We start from the raw sequence: 17,731 nt of genomic DNA, 5'->3' as shown, positions 1-17,731 counted from the left end.
AAAAAGGGCTGCTCAACTCTGTTAGCCCTCCAATTAAGGCGGCTCCGATCCAATCGGCCATCAAAAAAAATTGAGCTGAGAGTCAATAATGCCCAATTATGCATGAATCTATCTTATTTTCCAGCACTTCATCCATTCCAGAGCCATACATTATTAATGCGCATGGGCGTAAATAATGTTAACGCGATCTAAATTAACATGCTGTTTTGCGCGCCAAAGCTCATAATTAATTTGCATTTGCATCCAGCTTTCTGGGCTCCTGCCAAAGGCTTTACTAAGCTTTAATGCCATTTCGGGAGACAAATCGGACTCTCCCTTGATTAATCTTGAGAAAGTGGAAGGAGCAACATCGAGATCATGGGCTGCTTTTCTTAAGCTAATGTTCAATGGCTCAATATAAGTTTCTTTAATAAATTCACCTGGATGTGGTGGATTATGCTGGGTAATCATTAGTGATAATCCTCGTAATTTACAATGTAAGCATCGCCGTCAATAAACTCAAATGTTATTCGCCAGTTACCGTTGACCGTGATTGACCAACTGTTCTTACGATCACCTTTTAATTTATGGAGGTAATAACCTGGCAAATCCATATCTTCAATAACCTGAGCGGTATCAAGAGCACTTAACTGTAATCTTAATTTTTTACAATGCTTTGCTTGAATACCAGAATAATCTCCTTTTTCAAAAAAGAGTTTCAGACCTTTATGTTTAAATGATTTTATCATAATAAAAGCATTATAGCCTGTTGCGCATCACGAATCAATCGTAAGATTTTAAATATATCAGGACCAGGTTGAGAGCCTTGGAAATTATTCTTCCCCTTCCAATGCCTGTTGCCGGCATTTATTTTTCCATTCGAGATCTACGGTGCCTTCTTCCAAGGGTTCGAGTTCTGCATTGACCGCTACGCGATTATCAAATACAAAACAACTGCCTTCCCATAAGGAATTTTCCTGGATGGTTTCAAGATAATTGAGGATGCCGCCCTCAAGATGGTAAACCTGTTCAAAGCCCAGCTTCTTGAGATAAGCGGTTGATTTCTCACAACGGATACCGCCAGTACAAAACATGGCTATTTTTTTGTGCTTGTCCTGCATCAGATTATTCTGCACGTATTCAGGAAAATCTCTGAAGTTTAAGGTCTTTGGATTGATTGCGCCTTTAAAACTGCCAAGACTGACTTCATAGTCATTTCGCGTATCAATAGTAAGTACCTCAGGATCCTGAATCAGCTGGTTCCATTCCTCAGGTTTTACATAAATACCCGCTTGAGTGGCCGCATCGATATCGTCAATTCCGAAGGATACAATTTCCTTGCGCAGTTTAACTTTGGACTTGTCAAAGGGATTAGTCTCGTCATAGCTTTTTTTAAAGTGAAGATCAGCAAAGCCGGAATAGCTTCTTAAGTGTTCAATGAATGCCTCTACATCATTCTCCAATCCTGCGAAAGTACCATTAATGCCCTCGTGGGCGAGAATGATTGTACCCTTAATGCCATGTTCCACCATTTTATCCAACAAAGGTTCTCTTAAGGTTTCATGGTTGGGTATAGAAACAAATTTGTAAAATGCTGCGACTAAGTATGACTTCATGACTGCTAACCTAAATGTACAATAACGCGTTAATGATAAGATTGTATCAAATTTAATCTTATCTGTGCTAATGAGGGGCTAATTATTATAAAAAACTCCTGACATGAAAAGGGGTTAATCAGTAGTTTCCCCTGTTTCCTAACTGGAAATCATTGGCAGATGGCGTTATCATTTTGGAAGTTAAGTATAAAAGGAATCAGCATGCCTTATGTGTTGTGGATATTATTATTCACGGTTTGTCCAATAAGCTGGGCTCTCGAGGATTTTGATCGTCAGCAGATTGAGGAGCGGATCAAGCCGGTAGGCAGTGTGGATATTGAGGAGGATGCGGGTAGTGCCTCAACTCAGAAAAAGGCACCTGCGGCAGAGAAAGCCGTTGCGAAAAAGCCAGGCCAGGATACTTTTGAACAATTTTGTTCAGTATGCCATCAGGCAGGTGTTGCCGGGGCCCCCAAACTGCATGACGCCGCTGATTGGAAACCGCGTTTAGGCAAGGGAATCGACGGCTTGACTGCCTCTGCTACTAAAGGACTTAATGCAATGCCGCCTAAGGGCACATGCCAGTCCTGCACAGAGCAGGATTTGAAAGAGGCCATTCAATACATGTTGCCGCCATCATGAACCTTATAAATCCTAAACGGCTGCAATATATATTGGTATTAATCAGTCTGCTGGTTTTTGGCGCTTCTCTGTACTTTCAATATATAAAAGGTATGGAGCCTTGTCCGCTTTGTATTATGCAGCGGATTTGCGTGCTCATTATAGTTTGCATCGGCATCGCTATGATGTTTGCCAAGGCTATTTTGCAACTGCAAAAAATGCAATTGCTGCAGATTGTATTTGCCGGGGCCGGGCTTTTTTTCGCTGGGCGGCAATTATGGCTTCAGTCTTTGCCTGCTGATCAGGTTCCAGCCTGTTTACCTGGGCTTGATGTCATGGTGAAATATTTCCCCCTGAAAGATGTCATGCACGCTCTGTTCTGGGGATCGGGTGATTGTGCTGAAGTGAACTGGCAATGGCTGGGCTTATCAATGCCTGCCTGGTCTGCTTTATATTTTTTATTCATTATTATCGGTTCAATGATTATTTATTATCTGAATGAAAAGTCACTATAAAATCAGGCTTGCATAAATTCCCAACGATTGACGTATAATGTCGGCAAATTGGAATTTGAATTGTAATAGTGTTTATTCCATTGAAATGCGCTATTGGGAATTGATATAACAGGTTAGATAGATTTTCATGTCAACATTTAATTGTGAAGTAATTGCCAGATATTCCCGCAACAAGGCGCGTATTATTCGCGTGTCCACTCCTCATGGGGAATTTATAAGCCCGGTATTCATGCCCGTAGGCACTCGCGCAGGCGTTAATAATATGATGCCTTTAGAGCTGAAAGAAGCCGGCAGCCAGATTATTTTAGGCGGTAACACCTATCATATGCTTTGTGCTCCGGGTATGGAAGTCATTGAACAGGCCGGCGGCATGCATCCCTTTATGGGTTGGGATGGCCCGATGCTGACCGACAGCGGCGGCTTTCAGGTTTTTAGCCTGTCCAAAAACAAGGAAATCTGTCGTATTGATGAAGAGGGTGCTCATTTTCAATTGCCGGGGGATTCTCGTCTGATTCATATGACACCGGAAATGTCTCTGGAAACCCAGAAAATAATTGGCGCAGATATCATCATGGCCTTTGACCAATGCACACCAGACGCATCCAGCTTTGAAGAAGTGCGCCAGATTATGGAAAGAACACATCGCTGGCTTTTGCAGTCCATTGATTATCACCAGCAGTATCCTGCTTCGCGCTACGGTGCCAGACAGGCGCTTTTCGGTATCATTCAAGGGGGCATTTTCCAGGAGCTGCGCTCTGAAAGTGCTAAGTTTGTAGCCAGTATGGATTTGGACGGGATCGCTATTGGTGGTGAGACCGTCGGCTTCGACATGAAGAAAACAGTCGAGATTATCCAGTGGGTCAGAGAATATCTTCCTGAAAATAAACCCCGCTATACAATGGGGGTGGGTATGTCGCCCCAGGATTTACTCGATGTAGTGGCTCAAGGTATCGACATGTTCGATTGCGTAGCCCCCACCCGTAATGCAAGACATGGAGCCTTATACTCTGGTAAAATTGTTAAAGATGGCCATTGGCTGCGTTTTGCCAGTGAGTATGATAATCATCGGCTGCAAATCAAAAAATCCTGCTTTGCCAATGATCTGGCTCCGATCATGGAAGATTGCCTTTGCTATACCTGCAAAACGCATTCACGAGCTTATCTGCATCATTTGTTTAAACAGAAATCCAATGTTTTCACCGCACTGGCCAGCATTCATAATGTGCATGTCATGCACGAGGTTTGCACGCAAATGCGAAATCTGATTCTTAACGAAACTCGCAATTAAAACTATTTCAACAGGAGATTTCATGATCATTATCAACACATCAAAGGGCGATATTCACTTGCAGTTACACGCAGATACAACCCCTGAGACGGTGGAAAATTTTAAAAATTATGTAAACAGTGGTTTTTACAACGACACCATTTTTCACCGCGTGATCCCAGGCTTTATGATTCAGGGTGGCGGATTAACTGCTGATATGCAACAAAAAAAGACCAACAGCCCGGTCAAAAATGAAGCGAAAACAGCGAAGCTTAACAAGCGTGGTACCATCGCTATGGCAAGAACAATGGATCCCCATTCCGCCACCGCACAGTTCTTCATTAATGTGGTCGATAATGGGTTTCTTGATTTTAAAGCGGAAAATGCCCAGGGTTTTGGTTACTGCGTATTTGGTGAAGTGGTAGAGGGCATGGATGTTGTTGATGAAATTGCCAAGGTGAAAACGGGCAATAAAATGGGTCACTCAGACGTGCCGGTGGAAGAAGTTATTATTCACGGTATGCGTGAAGAGTAATAATTGGAGCTGGGCTGATAAGTCCATAGCCGTCAGGCTAAGAATATCTGATCCCCTCTCCACCGCGCGCAGCGTGAGGGAGAGGGGGCTATAACCAAGGTCGCGTAGCGATTCATTAATCATATTTCTCTGATTATGGTTTATTGCCACAACAAAATGGAATCACTAACGTGATAAATTTTTTAACCCCCTCACCCTTCCCTCTCCCCCACGCTGCGCGCGGTGGAGAGGGGATAACATTACTTCTTAGCCTGACGGCTATGGGCTGCAAAGCCCGGCCTCTTAGTTCCCTTTTCTTCTTGTCCCCATTATTTCAAACTTAGGCATTTCGATGTGATAAAAAATAGCCAGTAAGCGGGCAGTAAATATGCTCATAAAGGTAGCCACAATATTGATATTGACGGGCACCTTAAAATGCTCCAGACCAATAAAAAGCAAACCCCCAGCCAGTGCAATCATGGCATAGAGTTCCTTTCTTAATACCAGTGGAATATCATTGCATAAAATATCCCGCAGCATCCCTCCGCTGACTCCTGTTAACATACCGCCAATAACCGCAACCAGGGGTGGGAAACCGCTGGCTAAAATTTTCTGTGTTCCAATAATAACAAAAGTGGATAATCCCAGGGCGTCGAGGATTAAAAATATTTTCATAATTTTGAGCAGGGAATTCGCGATAAAAATTGTCAAAACCGCGCATGCTGCAGTAAAAAGAAGGTATTCAGGATGGGTAACCCAGGTGAGGGGATAGGTGTCAAAGAGTACGTCTCTGACCGTGCCCCCGCCTAAGGCGGTGATACAGGCGATAACAATCACACCAAAAAAATCCATTTTCTTGCGGCCCGCTGACAAAGCGCCAGTAATGGCTTCAATTCCAATACCGATAATGAATAATCCATCAAGCAACATATTTTTCTTAATGCTTAAAAAAAGGGCATGATAGCATTATTTGTGAAGAGTAAGAAATTCATCTACGATATAAGAAAAAATAATAAAATTTAATTATAGGCTCGACAAGTGAAGCAATCCTTAGGTAATCTGGAGCAGGTATGGTAAACGATGAACAGCAGGAACCCGAATTGTTTTTAAATCTAATGGATAGCGACGCACAGCTCAATATCGTCAATCTCGATAGCAAATTAGAGAGCATGGCTGTGGAAGTTCAGCAAAAACTTGCTGTTATAGCGGAAGGTGATGCGCTGGTGCTTCCTCTCCAAACACTTCTGAGCGAAATTGATAAGGCTCGGGAGAGTATCAGGGGATTGGTATCGATGGTGTTGGAGGAAGGCGTGACAAAGGAAAGCTTCCAGCAGCAGAATAAAGAGCAGTTAGAACAATTCAACGATGTCATTCTCCAGGCAGTGAACAATATTGATGCCGTTAAGCAGCGATTTGATGAGATGCAATAGCAGGTATATTGCTCCCTGGATTTTAAATGATTATTGTAGTTAAGGTTGGTACACAAAGCATTCTGACAAACGATGGAACGCCCAACGAGCCCGTCATTCTGCATCTGGTTGAGCAAATTGTTCACCTGCAGGAGCAGGGAAATCATGTCATTCTGGTCAGCTCCGGAGCAGTTGGTGCGGGGCGAAAAATAAGTAAAGATTATCTGGCCCGCCAATACGGGCATTCCATCGCTGAAAAACAGGTGCTGGCATCGATTGGTCAGCCTGAACTGATGAAAACCTACTCTTCTCTTTTTGGCAAGTACCAACTACTCACGGCGCAGCTGTTGTTAACCAAACATGATTTTCATACCCGTCAGCATTATTTAAGTATTGCCCGACTAATCAGAGAATTGTTAAATCATCGCAATATTATTCCCATTATTAATGAAAATGACAGCGTGGCGATTCAGGAATTAATGTTTACCGATAATGATGAATTAGCTGGACTAATTGCCGCACAGGTTAACGCTGACAAATTGATTATCCTGAGTAATATTGCAGGTGTTTTTAGTCATCATCCGGACAGTCCGGAGGCGCGTCTTATTTCTGAAATTAAAAACGACAATGATTGGCCAAGCGTTTCCAGTCTCAAAAGCACGATGGGGAGAGGGGGAATGGCTGGTAAGTTGTCCACTGCACGTAAAATGTCAAAACTGGGTATCACCACGCACATCGCCAGTATGGATGAGCCCTATATTCTTTTAAAAATTCTGGCAGGCGAAACTATCGGCACCAGGATTTTACCGCGAAAAAATGCGTCCAACATAAAACGATGGATGGCTTACAATGCGGAAAAGCCGCATGGGGCGATATCTATTAATAAAGGCTTATTTGAGATTTTTAAAGACAATCGCCGAGTGATTAGCCTGCTGCCTGTAGGGATTGAAAGTTGTATTGGCGAATTCAGGAAAGGGGATTTAGTCGAAATTTTATTCGAGCATATGAAAGTCGGCATTGGCATTGCCCGCTATGACGCGAGTAAATTGAAGGAATTTCTGGGCCAAAAGGATAAACCCGAATTTATTCATTATGACCATTTACATATTTTTTAGTAATCTGTCATTGATAGTCTAAATGTCGATAAAGCCGCGGCAAGTAGGAGGGGATTTAAAATGCAGCAGGATATTATTTCTGAATTAAAAAAACTGCGGCAGGCTAGCCGAAAACTTTCGGCTTTAAGCGAAGCTAAAATCGACGCGATTCTGCATTCATTGGCCCACACTTTACGGCAATTGATTCCAGAGGTTTTATCTGAAAACCAAAAGGATCTGCTGCAAATGTCCTCCTCGGACCCACGTTATGATCGATTACTACTGACTGAAGAACGACTCCATTCGCTGGCTGATGATGTCATCGCGGTAGCCAATTTTCCAAGCCCCTTGCATCAGATTCTTGAGGAGAAACAACGGCCGAATGGGTTAAAAATTCAAAAAGTCTCGGTTCCTCTGGGAGTGGTGGCGATCATTTATGAGGCCAGGCCCAATGTCACTATTGATGTATTTGGCTTGTGTTTCAAGTCTGGAAATGCTTGTGTTTTGAAAGGAGGGAAGGAGGCAGAGCATAGCAACCGCATGCTGGTTTCAATTATCAAGAGAGCTCTGCGTGAAAATGATGTGGACGAAGATGTTGTGTATTTGTTCCCCAATGAGCGGGAAGTATTGCCGGCTTTGCTCAATGCCAATGACTATATCGATGTATGTATCCCGCGTGGTAGTCAGAGCCTGATTGATTTCGTAAGAGAGCATGCGCGCATCCCTGTTATTGAAACTGGTGCCGGGATTGTTCACACCTATTTTGATAAAAGTGGTGATTTGGAAAAAGCTGTGCCGGTTATTTACAATGCCAAAACCCGACGCGTCAGCGTCTGTAATGCGCTGGATACACTCATCATTCATGCTGAGCGGCTTTTCGAACTTCCGCAAATTGTTGCAGCGATGGCAAAAAAGGATGTAGAAATTTTCGCTGATTCGCCAAGCTTTGAAAGTCTGCACCCATTTTACCCGGAACACTTGCTTCACAGGGCTGAAGATAAGGATTACGGACAGGAGTTTTTAGATTATAAAATGTCGATTAAAACAGTGGATTCTCCATTAAAGGCCATCGAACATATTAATCGTTACAGTTCAGGTCATAGCGAAGCGATCATTGCCGAAGACTCCGAGGTAATAGATTATTTTCTGCAGACGGTGGATGCTGCAGCACTTTACGTCAATACGTCTACCGCTTTTACTGATGGCGGGCAATTTGGTCTGGGTGCGGAAATCGGCATCAGTACGCAAAAGTTGCATGCCCGAGGACCCATGGGCCTAAAAGCCCTGACCAGCTACAAATGGCTGGTCTGGGGAAATGGTCAAATAAGAGTTTAACGGGTGCTAAAAATCGTGATGTGTTTCCTGATCAATAATGGAGAGGGCTTTCACGGTTTCCAATCCGAAGCTCATTGCAAAATCAATGCTTTGTTTAATTTTCTGTTTATCATCAGAAAATGAGGTTTTATCCCCCACAATAGCAAGTATACAGCCGCAAAAAATTGGAATGGGATTGGTTTCTGTACTAATTAATTTAGCACTCATTAATGAACTTAAGGTAAATAGCTGCGCACACTCCATCTCGGTTGCCAGAATACCTGCCAAATGCATGGTTTTCATATACTGATCATTCTCTTCCATGAATGAATAGTGAAACTCACGCGCATACAGCGAGCTTTTAGAATGGACAATACCGAAATGAACAGGGAATTGATGAGCCAGAAGTCTTGCGGCACGGTGGGCGGCAATCAGGCATTCCATGGAAGCAATCGCCGGATATTCTCTATAAATATAATCCCAAGACGCCTTATCGTCACGAACCGCTGCAGTGGCCACAACAATATCGCCCACATGAATAGTATCCGGTTGCAGTGAGCCCGCAGTACCGATACGAAGCAACCGCCGAGCGCCGAGCATAATGAGTTCATTAATAATAATGTCGGCGCTAGGTCCTCCCATTCCTGTGGAAATGGCTGCGACATCAATCGCTTTGCCCTGGTTTAGTAATTTTCCCATGTAAAAATTATGCTGTCGGGGATGTTTTCTGACAATCACCTCTTCAAATTGCTCGCTGAGCTCTCGTGCCCGTTCATCAGAGCCGGTCAGAAAAATGTATCGGCCAATACCGTTATTGCCTGAAAAATCTTCATGGCTTGCATTAATATGCTGCGTTTCAATGAGTGGCATATCCTTACTCTGTCCTCAGAAATCGATAAATTAATTTCATCCTAGCTTTAGTCTGACTCACTGGCAAGTAAACTGATGAACCGTATCGATTTTTGCTCAAAATAAGTCTATAACTTAGTAATAAAGAGATTGGAGAGGCAGACATGCGCCTGTTAAAACCTTCCGCTGAGCAAGCGAAATCCGGACTGAAAGTGCTCAGGGCGATAATGCTGGCCGATCCTGAAATTAAGGAGTTAACGGAGCTTCAAATCAGAACCCTCGATGCTGCTCAAAAATTCATTACCGATACCCATTTTCCTTTAGAGGAACTCAGCGAGCCGGTTGAACCCGAAGAGCTGGCGCAGCAATTTATTGATCCTGCGTTAAGGAAGCAATTTGCTGAGGCAATGGTGGTTGTCTCTACAGTCAATGGAACCCCTAAAGCGGAGCAGGTCGATCTGGTACGAGCTTATACAAAAGCGCTTCAGGTCGATAGCAGTTTAGTGGATGCACTGCAAAAGCTCGCTAATCAGCACCGTGTTCTTTATGCCTTTGATGTGGTTCGTCATATGTATATTGGTGAAACAATCTCCAAGGCCTGGGAAAAAGAAAAGTTCAAAGGGATTTATAAAATTGTGGGCGGAATGAAGGGTTTTTATCAGGATGCCGAACTCGCTAAAAAATACCATGAATTAAAAGAATTTCCTGATGGTACGCTGGGGAAGGAGTTCTGGCGATTTTATGATGAGCATCAGTTTATATTTCCGGGAGAAAAATACGGCACTCCGGTGATGATGACCTATCATGACATGGCGCATGTTGTTGGCGGTTACGACACGACACCTGTGGGTGAGCTTAAAGTGGCCTCTTTCACAGCCGGATTTAGAAATGTGGGCAGACCCTGGATTTTATTATTTATTATCAGCCAGTTCCATTTAGGCGTTAAAACCGTTCCCATCGATGTCCCGCGCATGACCGGTAATTTTAATCCGGAGGAGCAATTCCTTGCTTTAAAAAGAGGAAGTCTGATGAACATCGATTTGTTTGATAACTGGGATTACTGGGAAGTAATGGACCAGCCTCTCGAGCAAATTCGCAAGACTTTTAATGTCTTGCCGCAAGAAAAAGTGTTGGAAATTGCACAAAGCGAAAACTAAATAGCGTCTTTGCTCTGAAAACTCATGTATTCAATTTGTTTGCTGGCTTCTTAACTGTTATCATTTCATAACCCTGAAAAAGAGATTGCTCTTAACGCCTGTTATTTCAGCACAGGGGGAATGCTATTTTTTGCGGCATGCCTCGTTACGGGACGGGACTTGCTATTAAGTTATATTAAACTGTCATCCCCGCGGAGGCGGGGATCCAGCTCTTAGCTAGCTATAATGCCAGTTGAGGAATGGATTCCCGCCTCCGCGGGAATGACAAATTCCTTAACCTTATGGCACCGATGGCAGGTCCCGGTTATCCGGAAACAGGATCGCTGCATTTTCTTTAAGGCTTGACGACATTTACGCGAATGCAGTTCAACAATGATAGTATTTATGAAAATAGTTTTACAAATTTTAATAACTTTAATGGTTTTTAGTTCCTCTGGTTACACACAGCGCCAAATAGCGATTACCATCGATGACTTGCCTTTTGTAGGCGAGTATAAAAATTTTCACCTGGACCGGATTATCAAGCTTGTTAAGGATAATGAGATTCCAGTCACAGGCTTCGTAATTGCTGGGAATGTGCGACAGGACAACTGGCCGATGCTTCATAAATTCCGAGATGCGGGATTTGGGGTAGGTAACCACACCATGTCTCACATTAATTTAAATAAGGTGAAGACTGAAAGGTATATCCAGGAGATCGAGGAGGCGGACAAGATACTGGCGCCGGTGCTGACAGAGCCTAAATACTTCCGCTACCCCTATCTGGCGATGGGGAAACAGAAAAAAAAGGAAAAGGTATTGAAATACCTCGCATCGAAGCATTATAAAATTGCTCCGATTACCATTGACAGCAAAGACTTCATATTTAACCAGCGGCTTTTATCGGTGCCGCAGGATGACCGAAGAGCCTATTTGGAAGAAGTGAAATATGATTATCTGGAGTTCATCTGGAAGCAGACTTTGATTGCCGAAGAAAATAATCGTTATAACCATAAAACAGATCAGGCACAGATTCTACTAATTCATGCCAATATTTTGAATGCTTATGTGCTGCCCGACATTATTAACCTGTATCGTGAACATGGTTATACCTTCGTCACCCTGGACGAAGCCTTGCAAACATTTAACTTTGCACAACCGCAGCAAAAACTGGTAAAGAAAGATAAAACCACGATTGAAAAGTTAATCGACGAATATTTTGAATGGGATTAGATTGATAAGGAGTCAATTTTCATGGACCAGAAAACAATTAAATGGGGAATTTTGGGTACAAGTTCTATTTCTCAGCATATGGCAGCGGCTATTGCTGAATCAAGGAATGGGCAGGTCATCGCGGTAGCCGGGAGAGACGCGGAGAAGTCTAAAGCCTTTGCCAAGGAATTTTCCATTTCCAAACCCTGCAATCATTACGCTGATTTACTGACTGATCCGGAAATTGATGCGGTCTACATAGGCTTGCCGAATCATTTGCATAAAGAGTGGGCGGTTAAAAGCCTGGAGGCTGGTAAGCATGTATTGTGTGAAAAACCCCTGGCCCTCAATGAAGAAGAAACGCTCGATATAATGGCCACTGCGCAAATAAAAGGCCTGGTTTGCATGGAAGCCATTATGTATCGTTGTCATCCACTGATACAGGAAATTAAATCCATTTTGCAGCAGAACCTGATTGGCCACGTTCAATTATTCCAGGCAGTTTACACAGCCAAAATAGCCCATCTGGCTAATCCTGTAGCAGGTGGAGCTATTTTTAATCTGGGTTGTTATCCATTGTCCCTGATCCGCTATTTATCAACGGCTAATGTAGTCAATTTAAAAACAATTGGAATAAGGAATGCGAACCATTCCCATAATGATACTCGCTCATCAGCTATTCTAAGTTTTGACGATCAATCCCTCGCTGCCATCACTGTTTCTGATGATCTGGATATGAGCTGGCAATTTGCTATCTGGGGTACCAAGGGACGACTGGAGATGCTTAGCAATCCCTGGTTCCCGAACAATGGGGAGCAGGTTTTCCGCGTTTATCGTTCTAATGAGGAGAAGCCGCAGGAAATAAAGCTGACAAGTCCATTGTCTGCATACACCTATCAGATTAATACGATGAATACATTAATTATTGAGCCTTCTGCCAAACTACTGGAACGAGTAACGCTTCAGGAAAGTCTGGAGAATGTCAGATTATTGGATGAGTGGCGAACCCAGGCACTTAGTCTGGCGAAAGAGGAATTGGATTTTTGCTCCTGAGCTTGCGCCGCGTCCTGTAAAAAGGTATCAATATAAATTTGAGAGGAATTAATGCTTATGAAAAGGATTTTGGTTTCTGCATTGCTAAGTTTATCATCGTTTTCCTTGGGTGCCGCCAGCACCGAACCACTCCATTTTGCCCATCAGAAAATTCAATCCACAGTGGATAACTATCTTGCCACAAGAGGGAAAGTTGAGCATTTAACCGGGATTGCTGTTGCCATATTTCTGCCGCAGAAAATGGGGTCTCAGGAAGGCACGATTCAGAGCTTTTATGCCGGCAATGAAGGACAGGCGCCATTTGATAAACCAGTTACTGCAAAAACCTTGTTTGAAATTGGGAGTATAACCAAATCGTTTATAGCCGCCCTGCTGTTACAACTGGAGGGTGAGGGCAAGCTGTCCATTGAAGATCCCGTGGGTAAATGGTTACCGCAATATCCACAATGGAAGGATGTCAAAATAAAAGATCTATTGAATATGACCAGCGGTATCCCGAATTATAGTGCTAATGAACAATTCGATAAAATTATGGAAGAAAACATGACGCGTCAGTGGTCAGATGCCGAATTGTTACAATATGCTGATCCCGCTAAACCGATTGCTCCGCGTTCCGACACCCATTTTGATTACTCCAACAGCAATTATATCCTCGCGGGAATGATTGTGGAAAAAGTAAGCAATACGAAAATTGCAGATCAACTGCAGAAGCGTTTGTTAACGCCTTTATTATTAATGAACAGCTACTATCCTGCCGGAGAAAATGGCCAGGCGCTTTTGGAGAAATTAATACCGCAGATGGCGCATGGATACACTTATGATGAGAAAACAGAAAAATTAATTGATATCACTAAAAATAATTTATCCTGGGCGGGAGCTGCCGGTGCAATTGTATCCGATATAAGCGATGTAATTCACTGGGTGCAGGCGCTGTACAATGGCAAAATGTTTGGTGAAAATTATCGCCAGAAAGCCTTGAGAGAACTTAAGACAGTAGTTTCCATTCCTGGCGGCAAGGAGATTGCAAATATCGATGCCCAACAAAAAGATGGATTTGGCTTAGGCGTCGGATATTTTTATGAGCCAAAACTTGAAAACCGTTTCTGGGCTTACGAAGGCAGCACCCTCGGATATCGGGTGGCCTATATATGGAGTGAATGCAGTAATCTGACAGTGGCCGTCGCGCTAAATAGCAAAGCGGGTGAGGGCAATCCTTCTTCGCCGCAAGGGGATGGCATCAAAGATTTAAGTTTGCAAATCTATAAAAATATAATTGAGATGCATCCGGAGTTTAACTGTAAAAATTTATAAGCCAAAATCCATGTATCCGGCAAATCACATCTTCAATTTACGCGCAAACTGTGTCATTCCCGCGCAGGCGGGAATCTATTTCATCTGCCGCACTATGCCAAATTATTGATAGATTTTCCGCCTGCGCGGAAATGACAGAGACAATAGCCAGGCTCTGAATTTCGGTGAAAATAACTTATTATAGTGGCTCAAGGTATCCTTTTCAGGAATCGCCAAGCGGAGAGCATGCATGCAAAATCCCTATTTTCACCTGCTTAAAACCGTCTGGGCGCATGGCCAGACCTGGCGCCGGGCTATTATCGGATATTACATCGCCTATATTATTGCCCAGGCCTGTATGAGCTTAAGTCCTTATGCCTTTGGAAAAACCATTGATGTTTTGCAACATTTTGAACCTGGGCGGTTACAAGAAGTCCTGTACTGGCTGATCATGGGAGTGCTGCTGGTTCCCTTGTTCTGGCTTTTTCATGGCCCGGCGCGGGTTGTAGAGAGACGGGTTGCGCTTCGCATACAGCAGGCGTTCCAGTTGCAAATTTATGAGAAGCTCACTGAATTACCTCTTAAATGGCATCAGGATCATCATTCAGGAAATATTATCACCCGATTAAATCGCGCCTCGACAGCCCTTAGACGCTTTGCAGAAGAACAATTTATTTATATTGAGACGATTATCAAGTTTCTGGTGTCTATAGCCTTCCTGTTCTGGCTTTCTTTACCGGTCGGAGTATTCAGTTTTCTTGCCTGTCTAACAGCAGCCCTTATGGTGATCTGGTTTGATCGCAAACTAATTCCGCTTTATGAATCAGAAAATGAGGTGGAGAATCATGTGGGCGCTGGTCTTTTTGACTATATCAGTAATATTACGACTATTTTAACGCTCCGACTGGCTCAGTTTACACGCAATAACCTCTCACAGCGTCTCATAGCCATCTGGCCATTTTTCAGGAAGGAATCGGTCGTCAACGAGTTGAAGTGGTTCATTATGGGCATGCTTCTGACCGTGGTTCAATCGATTATTCTGATTGTGTATATCGTTTATCATTTGCAAACCACTGATGGCATTTTGATTGGAACGGTGGTGATGATTTTTCGTTATCAGTGGGATCTGGCTGAAGTGTTTTATGCGCTGAGTATGCACTATAGCGACCTGGTTCGCATGGATACAGATGTAAAGAGTATTCAACCGATTATTCAGGATCTTGAAGCTCTGTCCCATCCGGTACCGGGAGAAGCCCTGGCTCAGCAATGGCATAGTTTATCGATTAAAAATTTAACATTTACTCATTCTGAGTCTAATAAAAAAATGCCTGCTCAACCTATCAGCATTGGCATTAAACGCGGCGATAAAATTGCATTAATCGGTTCAAGCGGTGCGGGAAAAAGTACGCTGCTCCATTTATTGTCAGGCTTATATCACCCGCAAACGGTTGAACTTCAGATCGACGAGGTCAATTTTCATTCCCTGGAGCCGCTTCACGCAATCACTACCCTAATCCCTCAGGAGCCGGAAATTTTTGAAAACACGATTGAATTTAATATAACGATGGATATTGAGACGAGTCGGGAAGTGATTGATAAAGCAATTGAGCTGGCCTGCTTCAAACCTGTGCTTGAAAAACTGCCGAAAGGTCTGTTAACCGATATACGCGAAAGAGGGCTAAATTTATCGGTAGGGCAGAAGCAAAGGCTGGCTTTGGCAAGAGGGCTATTTGCGGCGCGATTCAGTTCTCTCATTCTCATGGACGAGCCAACCTCAAGTGTCGATTTGCCCACTGAAAAGCAAATTCTCTCGGGTATTATCGAGACATACCGCGAGGCAACGCTTGTAGTCACTCTTCATCGTCTGCATCTGTTGCCGCAATTTGATCGCGTTATTTTGCTCGAGCAGGGGGAGATTATTGCCGATGGATGTACTGATGAATTGTTAAACAGCAGTGGTCCTGTGCAGAAACTCTGGCAAAAATATCAGGCTAAAGCAAATTGAGATTGTATTTTTGACAGGATGGGGTTAATCCTTGCATAAATTTAATTCAATATTCTATCGATTATTTCTCTAAAGCCGTTCTGAATTTGGTCTATACTATACGTTAAAATTGATTTGGGCGGGTATTTCTGGTAATCTGCACAGTCTTTAAATAACTGGGTATGGTGCCTGACTTTCAGGTTCAGGTGGCGATACCGTAATGAAAGTGAGTAGTGATATGAATGCCAAAGTGAGTAGTGATACAAATACTTCTATTCATCCCCAATACGAAATAGTTAAAGTTACCTGTAGCTGTGGTCACAGTTTTGAAACTCGTTCCACACTGTGCAAGCCTTTAAATATTGAAGTATGTGCTTATTGCCATCCTTTTTACACCGGTAAACAAAAACTGGTTGATACTGGAGGACGTGTTCAGAAGTTCCTGGATCGTTATAAGAAACGTGAACAATAATTGGTTGAGAATATTTAAGAGAAACGTGGAGATTACAGGATCCATAAGGGGGCGCAACACTATGCGCCTTTTTTTTGCAGAATGACTGTTCTTTCTCTTGCTTTTTCTATATGATTTTTTCCGATTTCCCGAAAAGTGAGTGAGAATTTTGGATAAAGAGGTCTTAAAGCAACGCGCATTGGAATATCACGAATTTCCAACTCCTGGAAAACTTGGGGTTTATGTAACCAAGCCGACCAATTCTCAGGAGGATTTGTCCTTAGCATACACACCTGGAGTCGCAGAGCCGGTACTGGCGATCGCAGAAGATCCGGAAAATGCTTTCAGATATACAGCCAAAGGCAATTTAATTGCAGTTATGACCAACGGCACTGCTGTTTTGGGGTTGGGAGATGTAGGCGCATTAGCCAGCAAGCCCGTTATGGAAGGAAAAGCAGTCCTCTTCAAGCGTTTTGCTGATATCGATGTGTTTGATATTGAAATCGACGCAGAAAATCCACAGGCTTTTATCGCTACGGCCAAACGAATTGCGCCGACTTTTGGCGGTATTAATCTTGAAGATATCAAAGCCCCTGAGTGTTTTGAAATTGAACAAGCTTTAGTGGAACAATTATCCATCCCCGTATTTCATGACGATCAGCATGGCACTGCCATTGTAGTCGCGGCTGCTTTATTGAATGCCCTGGAACTTCAGAACAAGAAACTGGCAGACGCGCGTATTGTCTGTATTGGTGCAGGTGCTGCAGGTATTGCTTCCATGCGATTATTAGTTGCTTTAGGCGCTAATAAAGAAAATATGACCCTTTTAGATACAAAAGGCGTGATCCATACCGGGCGCGATGACTTAAATGCCTATAAGTTTGCCTTTGCCAGAACAACGGAAGCGAGAACCCTGGCGGATGCCCTGGTTGACGCGGACGTATTTATCGGTGTTGCAAAACCTGATTTACTAAGCGGTAATTTATTGAACCTGATGGCTCCGAAGCCGGTCATCTTTGCTTTATCCAACCCGATTCCCGAGATTTTACCTGAAGTGGCGCATGCCATCCGCGATGATATCATCATTGCAACCGGCCGAAGTGATTACCCTAATCAGGTTAATAATGTCCTATGTTTCCCTTACATTTTTCGTGGTGCTCTCGATGTCAGAGCAACCTGTATTAATCAGGCCATGCAAGTGGCGGCAGTCGAAGCAATTCGGAAGCTGGTGCATGAACCTGTACCTCAAGTAGTGAAGGATAACTATCCCGGGCTTGATCAATGTTGGGAATTTGGTCCTCATTACATTATTCCCAAGCCTATCGATCCTCGCTTAAAAGAACAAGTGTCCACTGCTGTGGCGAAAGCAGCAATAGCAAGTGGCGTTAGTCAGATCAAAAAGCGTTAATCCATCTTTTTGAAATTTGTGCTTAACCGTCGTTAAGGAG

General features: G+C 43.3%; 19 protein-coding genes. 14 read left to right on the top strand and 5 right to left on the bottom strand.

Features of this window, described 5'->3' with window-relative positions; translation table 11 throughout:
* Positions 1-153: 153 nt before the first annotated feature.
* The 3 genes from B1207_RS14050 to trhO all read right to left on the bottom strand — a co-directional run bounded on the left by B1207_RS14050 (position 154) and on the right by trhO (position 1,595).
* Positions 154-450 (bottom strand): HigA family addiction module antitoxin, encoded by a 297-nt coding sequence (locus tag B1207_RS14050; protein ID WP_216362473.1) that lies wholly within the window; start codon positions 448-450, stop codon positions 154-156.
* Complete coding sequence (locus B1207_RS14045; protein ID WP_112220535.1) at positions 450-728, bottom strand: type II toxin-antitoxin system RelE/ParE family toxin; 279 nt, start codon at positions 726-728, stop codon at positions 450-452. The genes B1207_RS14050 and B1207_RS14045 overlap by 1 nt, the downstream gene beginning before the upstream one ends.
* A gap of 84 nt (positions 729-812) precedes the next feature.
* On the bottom strand, positions 813-1,595 hold the full coding sequence (trhO, locus tag B1207_RS14040; RefSeq protein ID WP_112220534.1) for an oxygen-dependent tRNA uridine(34) hydroxylase TrhO: 783 nt from the start codon (positions 1,593-1,595) through the stop codon (positions 813-815).
* A gap of 201 nt (positions 1,596-1,796) precedes the next feature.
* Here trhO and B1207_RS14035 point away from each other — a divergent pair, with 201 nt between their 5' ends.
* The 4 genes from B1207_RS14035 to B1207_RS14020 all read left to right on the top strand — a co-directional run bounded on the left by B1207_RS14035 (position 1,797) and on the right by B1207_RS14020 (position 4,512).
* Positions 1,797-2,216 (top strand): c-type cytochrome, encoded by a 420-nt coding sequence (locus tag B1207_RS14035; RefSeq protein WP_112220533.1) that lies wholly within the window; start codon positions 1,797-1,799, stop codon positions 2,214-2,216.
* Complete coding sequence (locus tag B1207_RS14030) at positions 2,213-2,710, top strand: disulfide bond formation protein B (RefSeq protein WP_112220532.1); 498 nt, start codon at positions 2,213-2,215, stop codon at positions 2,708-2,710. The genes B1207_RS14035 and B1207_RS14030 overlap by 4 nt, the downstream gene beginning before the upstream one ends.
* 127 nt (positions 2,711-2,837) lie before the next feature.
* Positions 2,838-3,998, top strand: a complete 1,161-nt coding sequence (tgt, locus tag B1207_RS14025; protein WP_112220531.1) for a tRNA guanosine(34) transglycosylase Tgt — start codon at positions 2,838-2,840, stop codon at positions 3,996-3,998.
* 22 nt (positions 3,999-4,020) lie between these two features.
* Complete coding sequence (locus B1207_RS14020) at positions 4,021-4,512, top strand: peptidylprolyl isomerase (protein WP_112220530.1); 492 nt, start codon at positions 4,021-4,023, stop codon at positions 4,510-4,512.
* A 282-nt stretch (positions 4,513-4,794) separates the two neighbouring features.
* On the opposite strand, the gene B1207_RS14015 is transcribed toward B1207_RS14020, so the two are convergent.
* Positions 4,795-5,421 (bottom strand): trimeric intracellular cation channel family protein, encoded by a 627-nt coding sequence (locus B1207_RS14015; protein ID WP_112220529.1) that lies wholly within the window; start codon positions 5,419-5,421, stop codon positions 4,795-4,797.
* A gap of 140 nt (positions 5,422-5,561) precedes the next feature.
* On the opposite strand from B1207_RS14015, the gene B1207_RS14010 reads away from it, so the two are divergent.
* From B1207_RS14010 to B1207_RS14000, 3 genes are read left to right on the top strand one after another with little or no spacing between them, the layout of a single operon-like run.
* Positions 5,562-5,921, top strand: coding sequence for a hypothetical protein (locus B1207_RS14010; RefSeq protein WP_112220528.1), 360 nt, complete (start codon positions 5,562-5,564; stop codon positions 5,919-5,921).
* 26 nt (positions 5,922-5,947) lie between these two features.
* On the top strand, positions 5,948-7,015 hold the full coding sequence (proB, locus tag B1207_RS14005) for a glutamate 5-kinase (protein WP_112220527.1): 1,068 nt from the start codon (positions 5,948-5,950) through the stop codon (positions 7,013-7,015).
* A gap of 60 nt (positions 7,016-7,075) precedes the next feature.
* Positions 7,076-8,329, top strand: coding sequence for a glutamate-5-semialdehyde dehydrogenase (locus tag B1207_RS14000; RefSeq protein WP_112220526.1), 1,254 nt, complete (start codon positions 7,076-7,078; stop codon positions 8,327-8,329).
* 6 nt (positions 8,330-8,335) lie between these two features.
* Here the strand turns inward: B1207_RS14000 and B1207_RS13995 are convergent, their stop codons facing one another.
* Positions 8,336-9,178: a nucleoside phosphorylase gene (locus B1207_RS13995; protein ID WP_112220525.1), complete on the bottom strand. Its 843-nt coding sequence runs from the start codon at positions 9,176-9,178 to the stop codon at positions 8,336-8,338.
* A gap of 143 nt (positions 9,179-9,321) precedes the next feature.
* Here B1207_RS13995 and B1207_RS13990 point away from each other — a divergent pair, with 143 nt between their 5' ends.
* From B1207_RS13990 to B1207_RS13960, 7 genes are all read left to right on the top strand, one after another.
* Positions 9,322-10,314 carry a hypothetical protein gene (locus B1207_RS13990; protein ID WP_112220524.1) on the top strand — a complete coding sequence of 331 codons (993 nt, stop codon included), beginning with the start codon at positions 9,322-9,324 and terminating at the stop codon, positions 10,312-10,314.
* 384 nt (positions 10,315-10,698) lie between these two features.
* A complete protein-coding gene (locus tag B1207_RS13985) occupies positions 10,699-11,526 on the top strand; it encodes a polysaccharide deacetylase family protein (protein WP_253255874.1) in 828 nt (275 codons plus the stop codon).
* 21 nt (positions 11,527-11,547) lie between these two features.
* A complete protein-coding gene (locus B1207_RS13980) occupies positions 11,548-12,558 on the top strand; it encodes a Gfo/Idh/MocA family protein (RefSeq protein WP_112220522.1) in 1,011 nt (336 codons plus the stop codon).
* A gap of 57 nt (positions 12,559-12,615) precedes the next feature.
* On the top strand, positions 12,616-13,869 hold the full coding sequence (locus tag B1207_RS13975; RefSeq protein ID WP_172458310.1) for a serine hydrolase domain-containing protein: 1,254 nt from the start codon (positions 12,616-12,618) through the stop codon (positions 13,867-13,869).
* A gap of 229 nt (positions 13,870-14,098) precedes the next feature.
* Positions 14,099-15,853: an ABC transporter ATP-binding protein gene (locus B1207_RS13970; RefSeq protein WP_112220520.1), complete on the top strand. Its 1,755-nt coding sequence runs from the start codon at positions 14,099-14,101 to the stop codon at positions 15,851-15,853.
* A gap of 217 nt (positions 15,854-16,070) precedes the next feature.
* Positions 16,071-16,304, top strand: coding sequence for a 50S ribosomal protein L31 (rpmE, locus tag B1207_RS13965; protein WP_058506354.1), 234 nt, complete (start codon positions 16,071-16,073; stop codon positions 16,302-16,304).
* Between the two features lie 148 nt (positions 16,305-16,452).
* The gene (locus B1207_RS13960; RefSeq protein ID WP_058506339.1) at positions 16,453-17,691 is read left to right on the top strand and encodes a malic enzyme-like NAD(P)-binding protein; all 1,239 of its coding nucleotides are present in this window, start codon (positions 16,453-16,455) and stop codon (positions 17,689-17,691) included.
* The last annotated feature ends 40 nt before the right edge of the window (positions 17,692-17,731 follow it).

This window comes from Legionella quinlivanii (assembly GCF_003265995.1).
Lineage (GTDB): Bacteria > Pseudomonadota > Gammaproteobacteria > Legionellales > Legionellaceae > Legionella_C > Legionella_C quinlivanii_A.
This window is presented reverse-complemented; position numbering and strand designations above follow the sequence as displayed.

Bases quoted from the DNA above. Each gene is read 5' to 3' on its own strand.
- B1207_RS13990 (WP_112220524.1), top strand. From the start codon at position 9,322: ATGCGCCTGTTAAAACCTTCCGCTGAGCAAGCGAAATCCGGACTGAAA.
- B1207_RS13980 (WP_112220522.1), top strand. From the start codon at position 11,548: ATGGACCAGAAAACAATTAAATGGGGAATTTTGGGTACAAGTTCTATT.
- tgt (WP_112220531.1), top strand. From the start codon at position 2,838: ATGTCAACATTTAATTGTGAAGTAATTGCCAGATATTCCCGCAACAAG.
- B1207_RS14020 (WP_112220530.1), top strand. From the start codon at position 4,021: ATGATCATTATCAACACATCAAAGGGCGATATTCACTTGCAGTTACAC.
- rpmE (WP_058506354.1), top strand. From the start codon at position 16,071: ATGAATGCCAAAGTGAGTAGTGATACAAATACTTCTATTCATCCCCAA.
- trhO (WP_112220534.1), bottom strand. From the start codon at position 1,595: ATGAAGTCATACTTAGTCGCAGCATTTTACAAATTTGTTTCTATACCC.
- B1207_RS14035 (WP_112220533.1), top strand. From the start codon at position 1,797: ATGCCTTATGTGTTGTGGATATTATTATTCACGGTTTGTCCAATAAGC.
- B1207_RS14010 (WP_112220528.1), top strand. From the start codon at position 5,562: ATGGTAAACGATGAACAGCAGGAACCCGAATTGTTTTTAAATCTAATG.
- B1207_RS14050 (WP_216362473.1), bottom strand. From the start codon at position 450: ATGATTACCCAGCATAATCCACCACATCCAGGTGAATTTATTAAAGAA.
- B1207_RS14030 (WP_112220532.1), top strand. From the start codon at position 2,213: ATGAACCTTATAAATCCTAAACGGCTGCAATATATATTGGTATTAATC.
- B1207_RS13995 (WP_112220525.1), bottom strand. From the start codon at position 9,178: ATGCCACTCATTGAAACGCAGCATATTAATGCAAGCCATGAAGATTTT.
- B1207_RS13985 (WP_253255874.1), top strand. From the start codon at position 10,699: ATGAAAATAGTTTTACAAATTTTAATAACTTTAATGGTTTTTAGTTCC.
- B1207_RS14015 (WP_112220529.1), bottom strand. From the start codon at position 5,421: ATGTTGCTTGATGGATTATTCATTATCGGTATTGGAATTGAAGCCATT.
- B1207_RS13970 (WP_112220520.1), top strand. From the start codon at position 14,099: ATGCAAAATCCCTATTTTCACCTGCTTAAAACCGTCTGGGCGCATGGC.
- B1207_RS14045 (WP_112220535.1), bottom strand. From the start codon at position 728: ATGATAAAATCATTTAAACATAAAGGTCTGAAACTCTTTTTTGAAAAA.
- B1207_RS14000 (WP_112220526.1), top strand. From the start codon at position 7,076: ATGCAGCAGGATATTATTTCTGAATTAAAAAAACTGCGGCAGGCTAGC.
- proB (WP_112220527.1), top strand. From the start codon at position 5,948: ATGATTATTGTAGTTAAGGTTGGTACACAAAGCATTCTGACAAACGAT.
- B1207_RS13975 (WP_172458310.1), top strand. From the start codon at position 12,616: ATGAAAAGGATTTTGGTTTCTGCATTGCTAAGTTTATCATCGTTTTCC.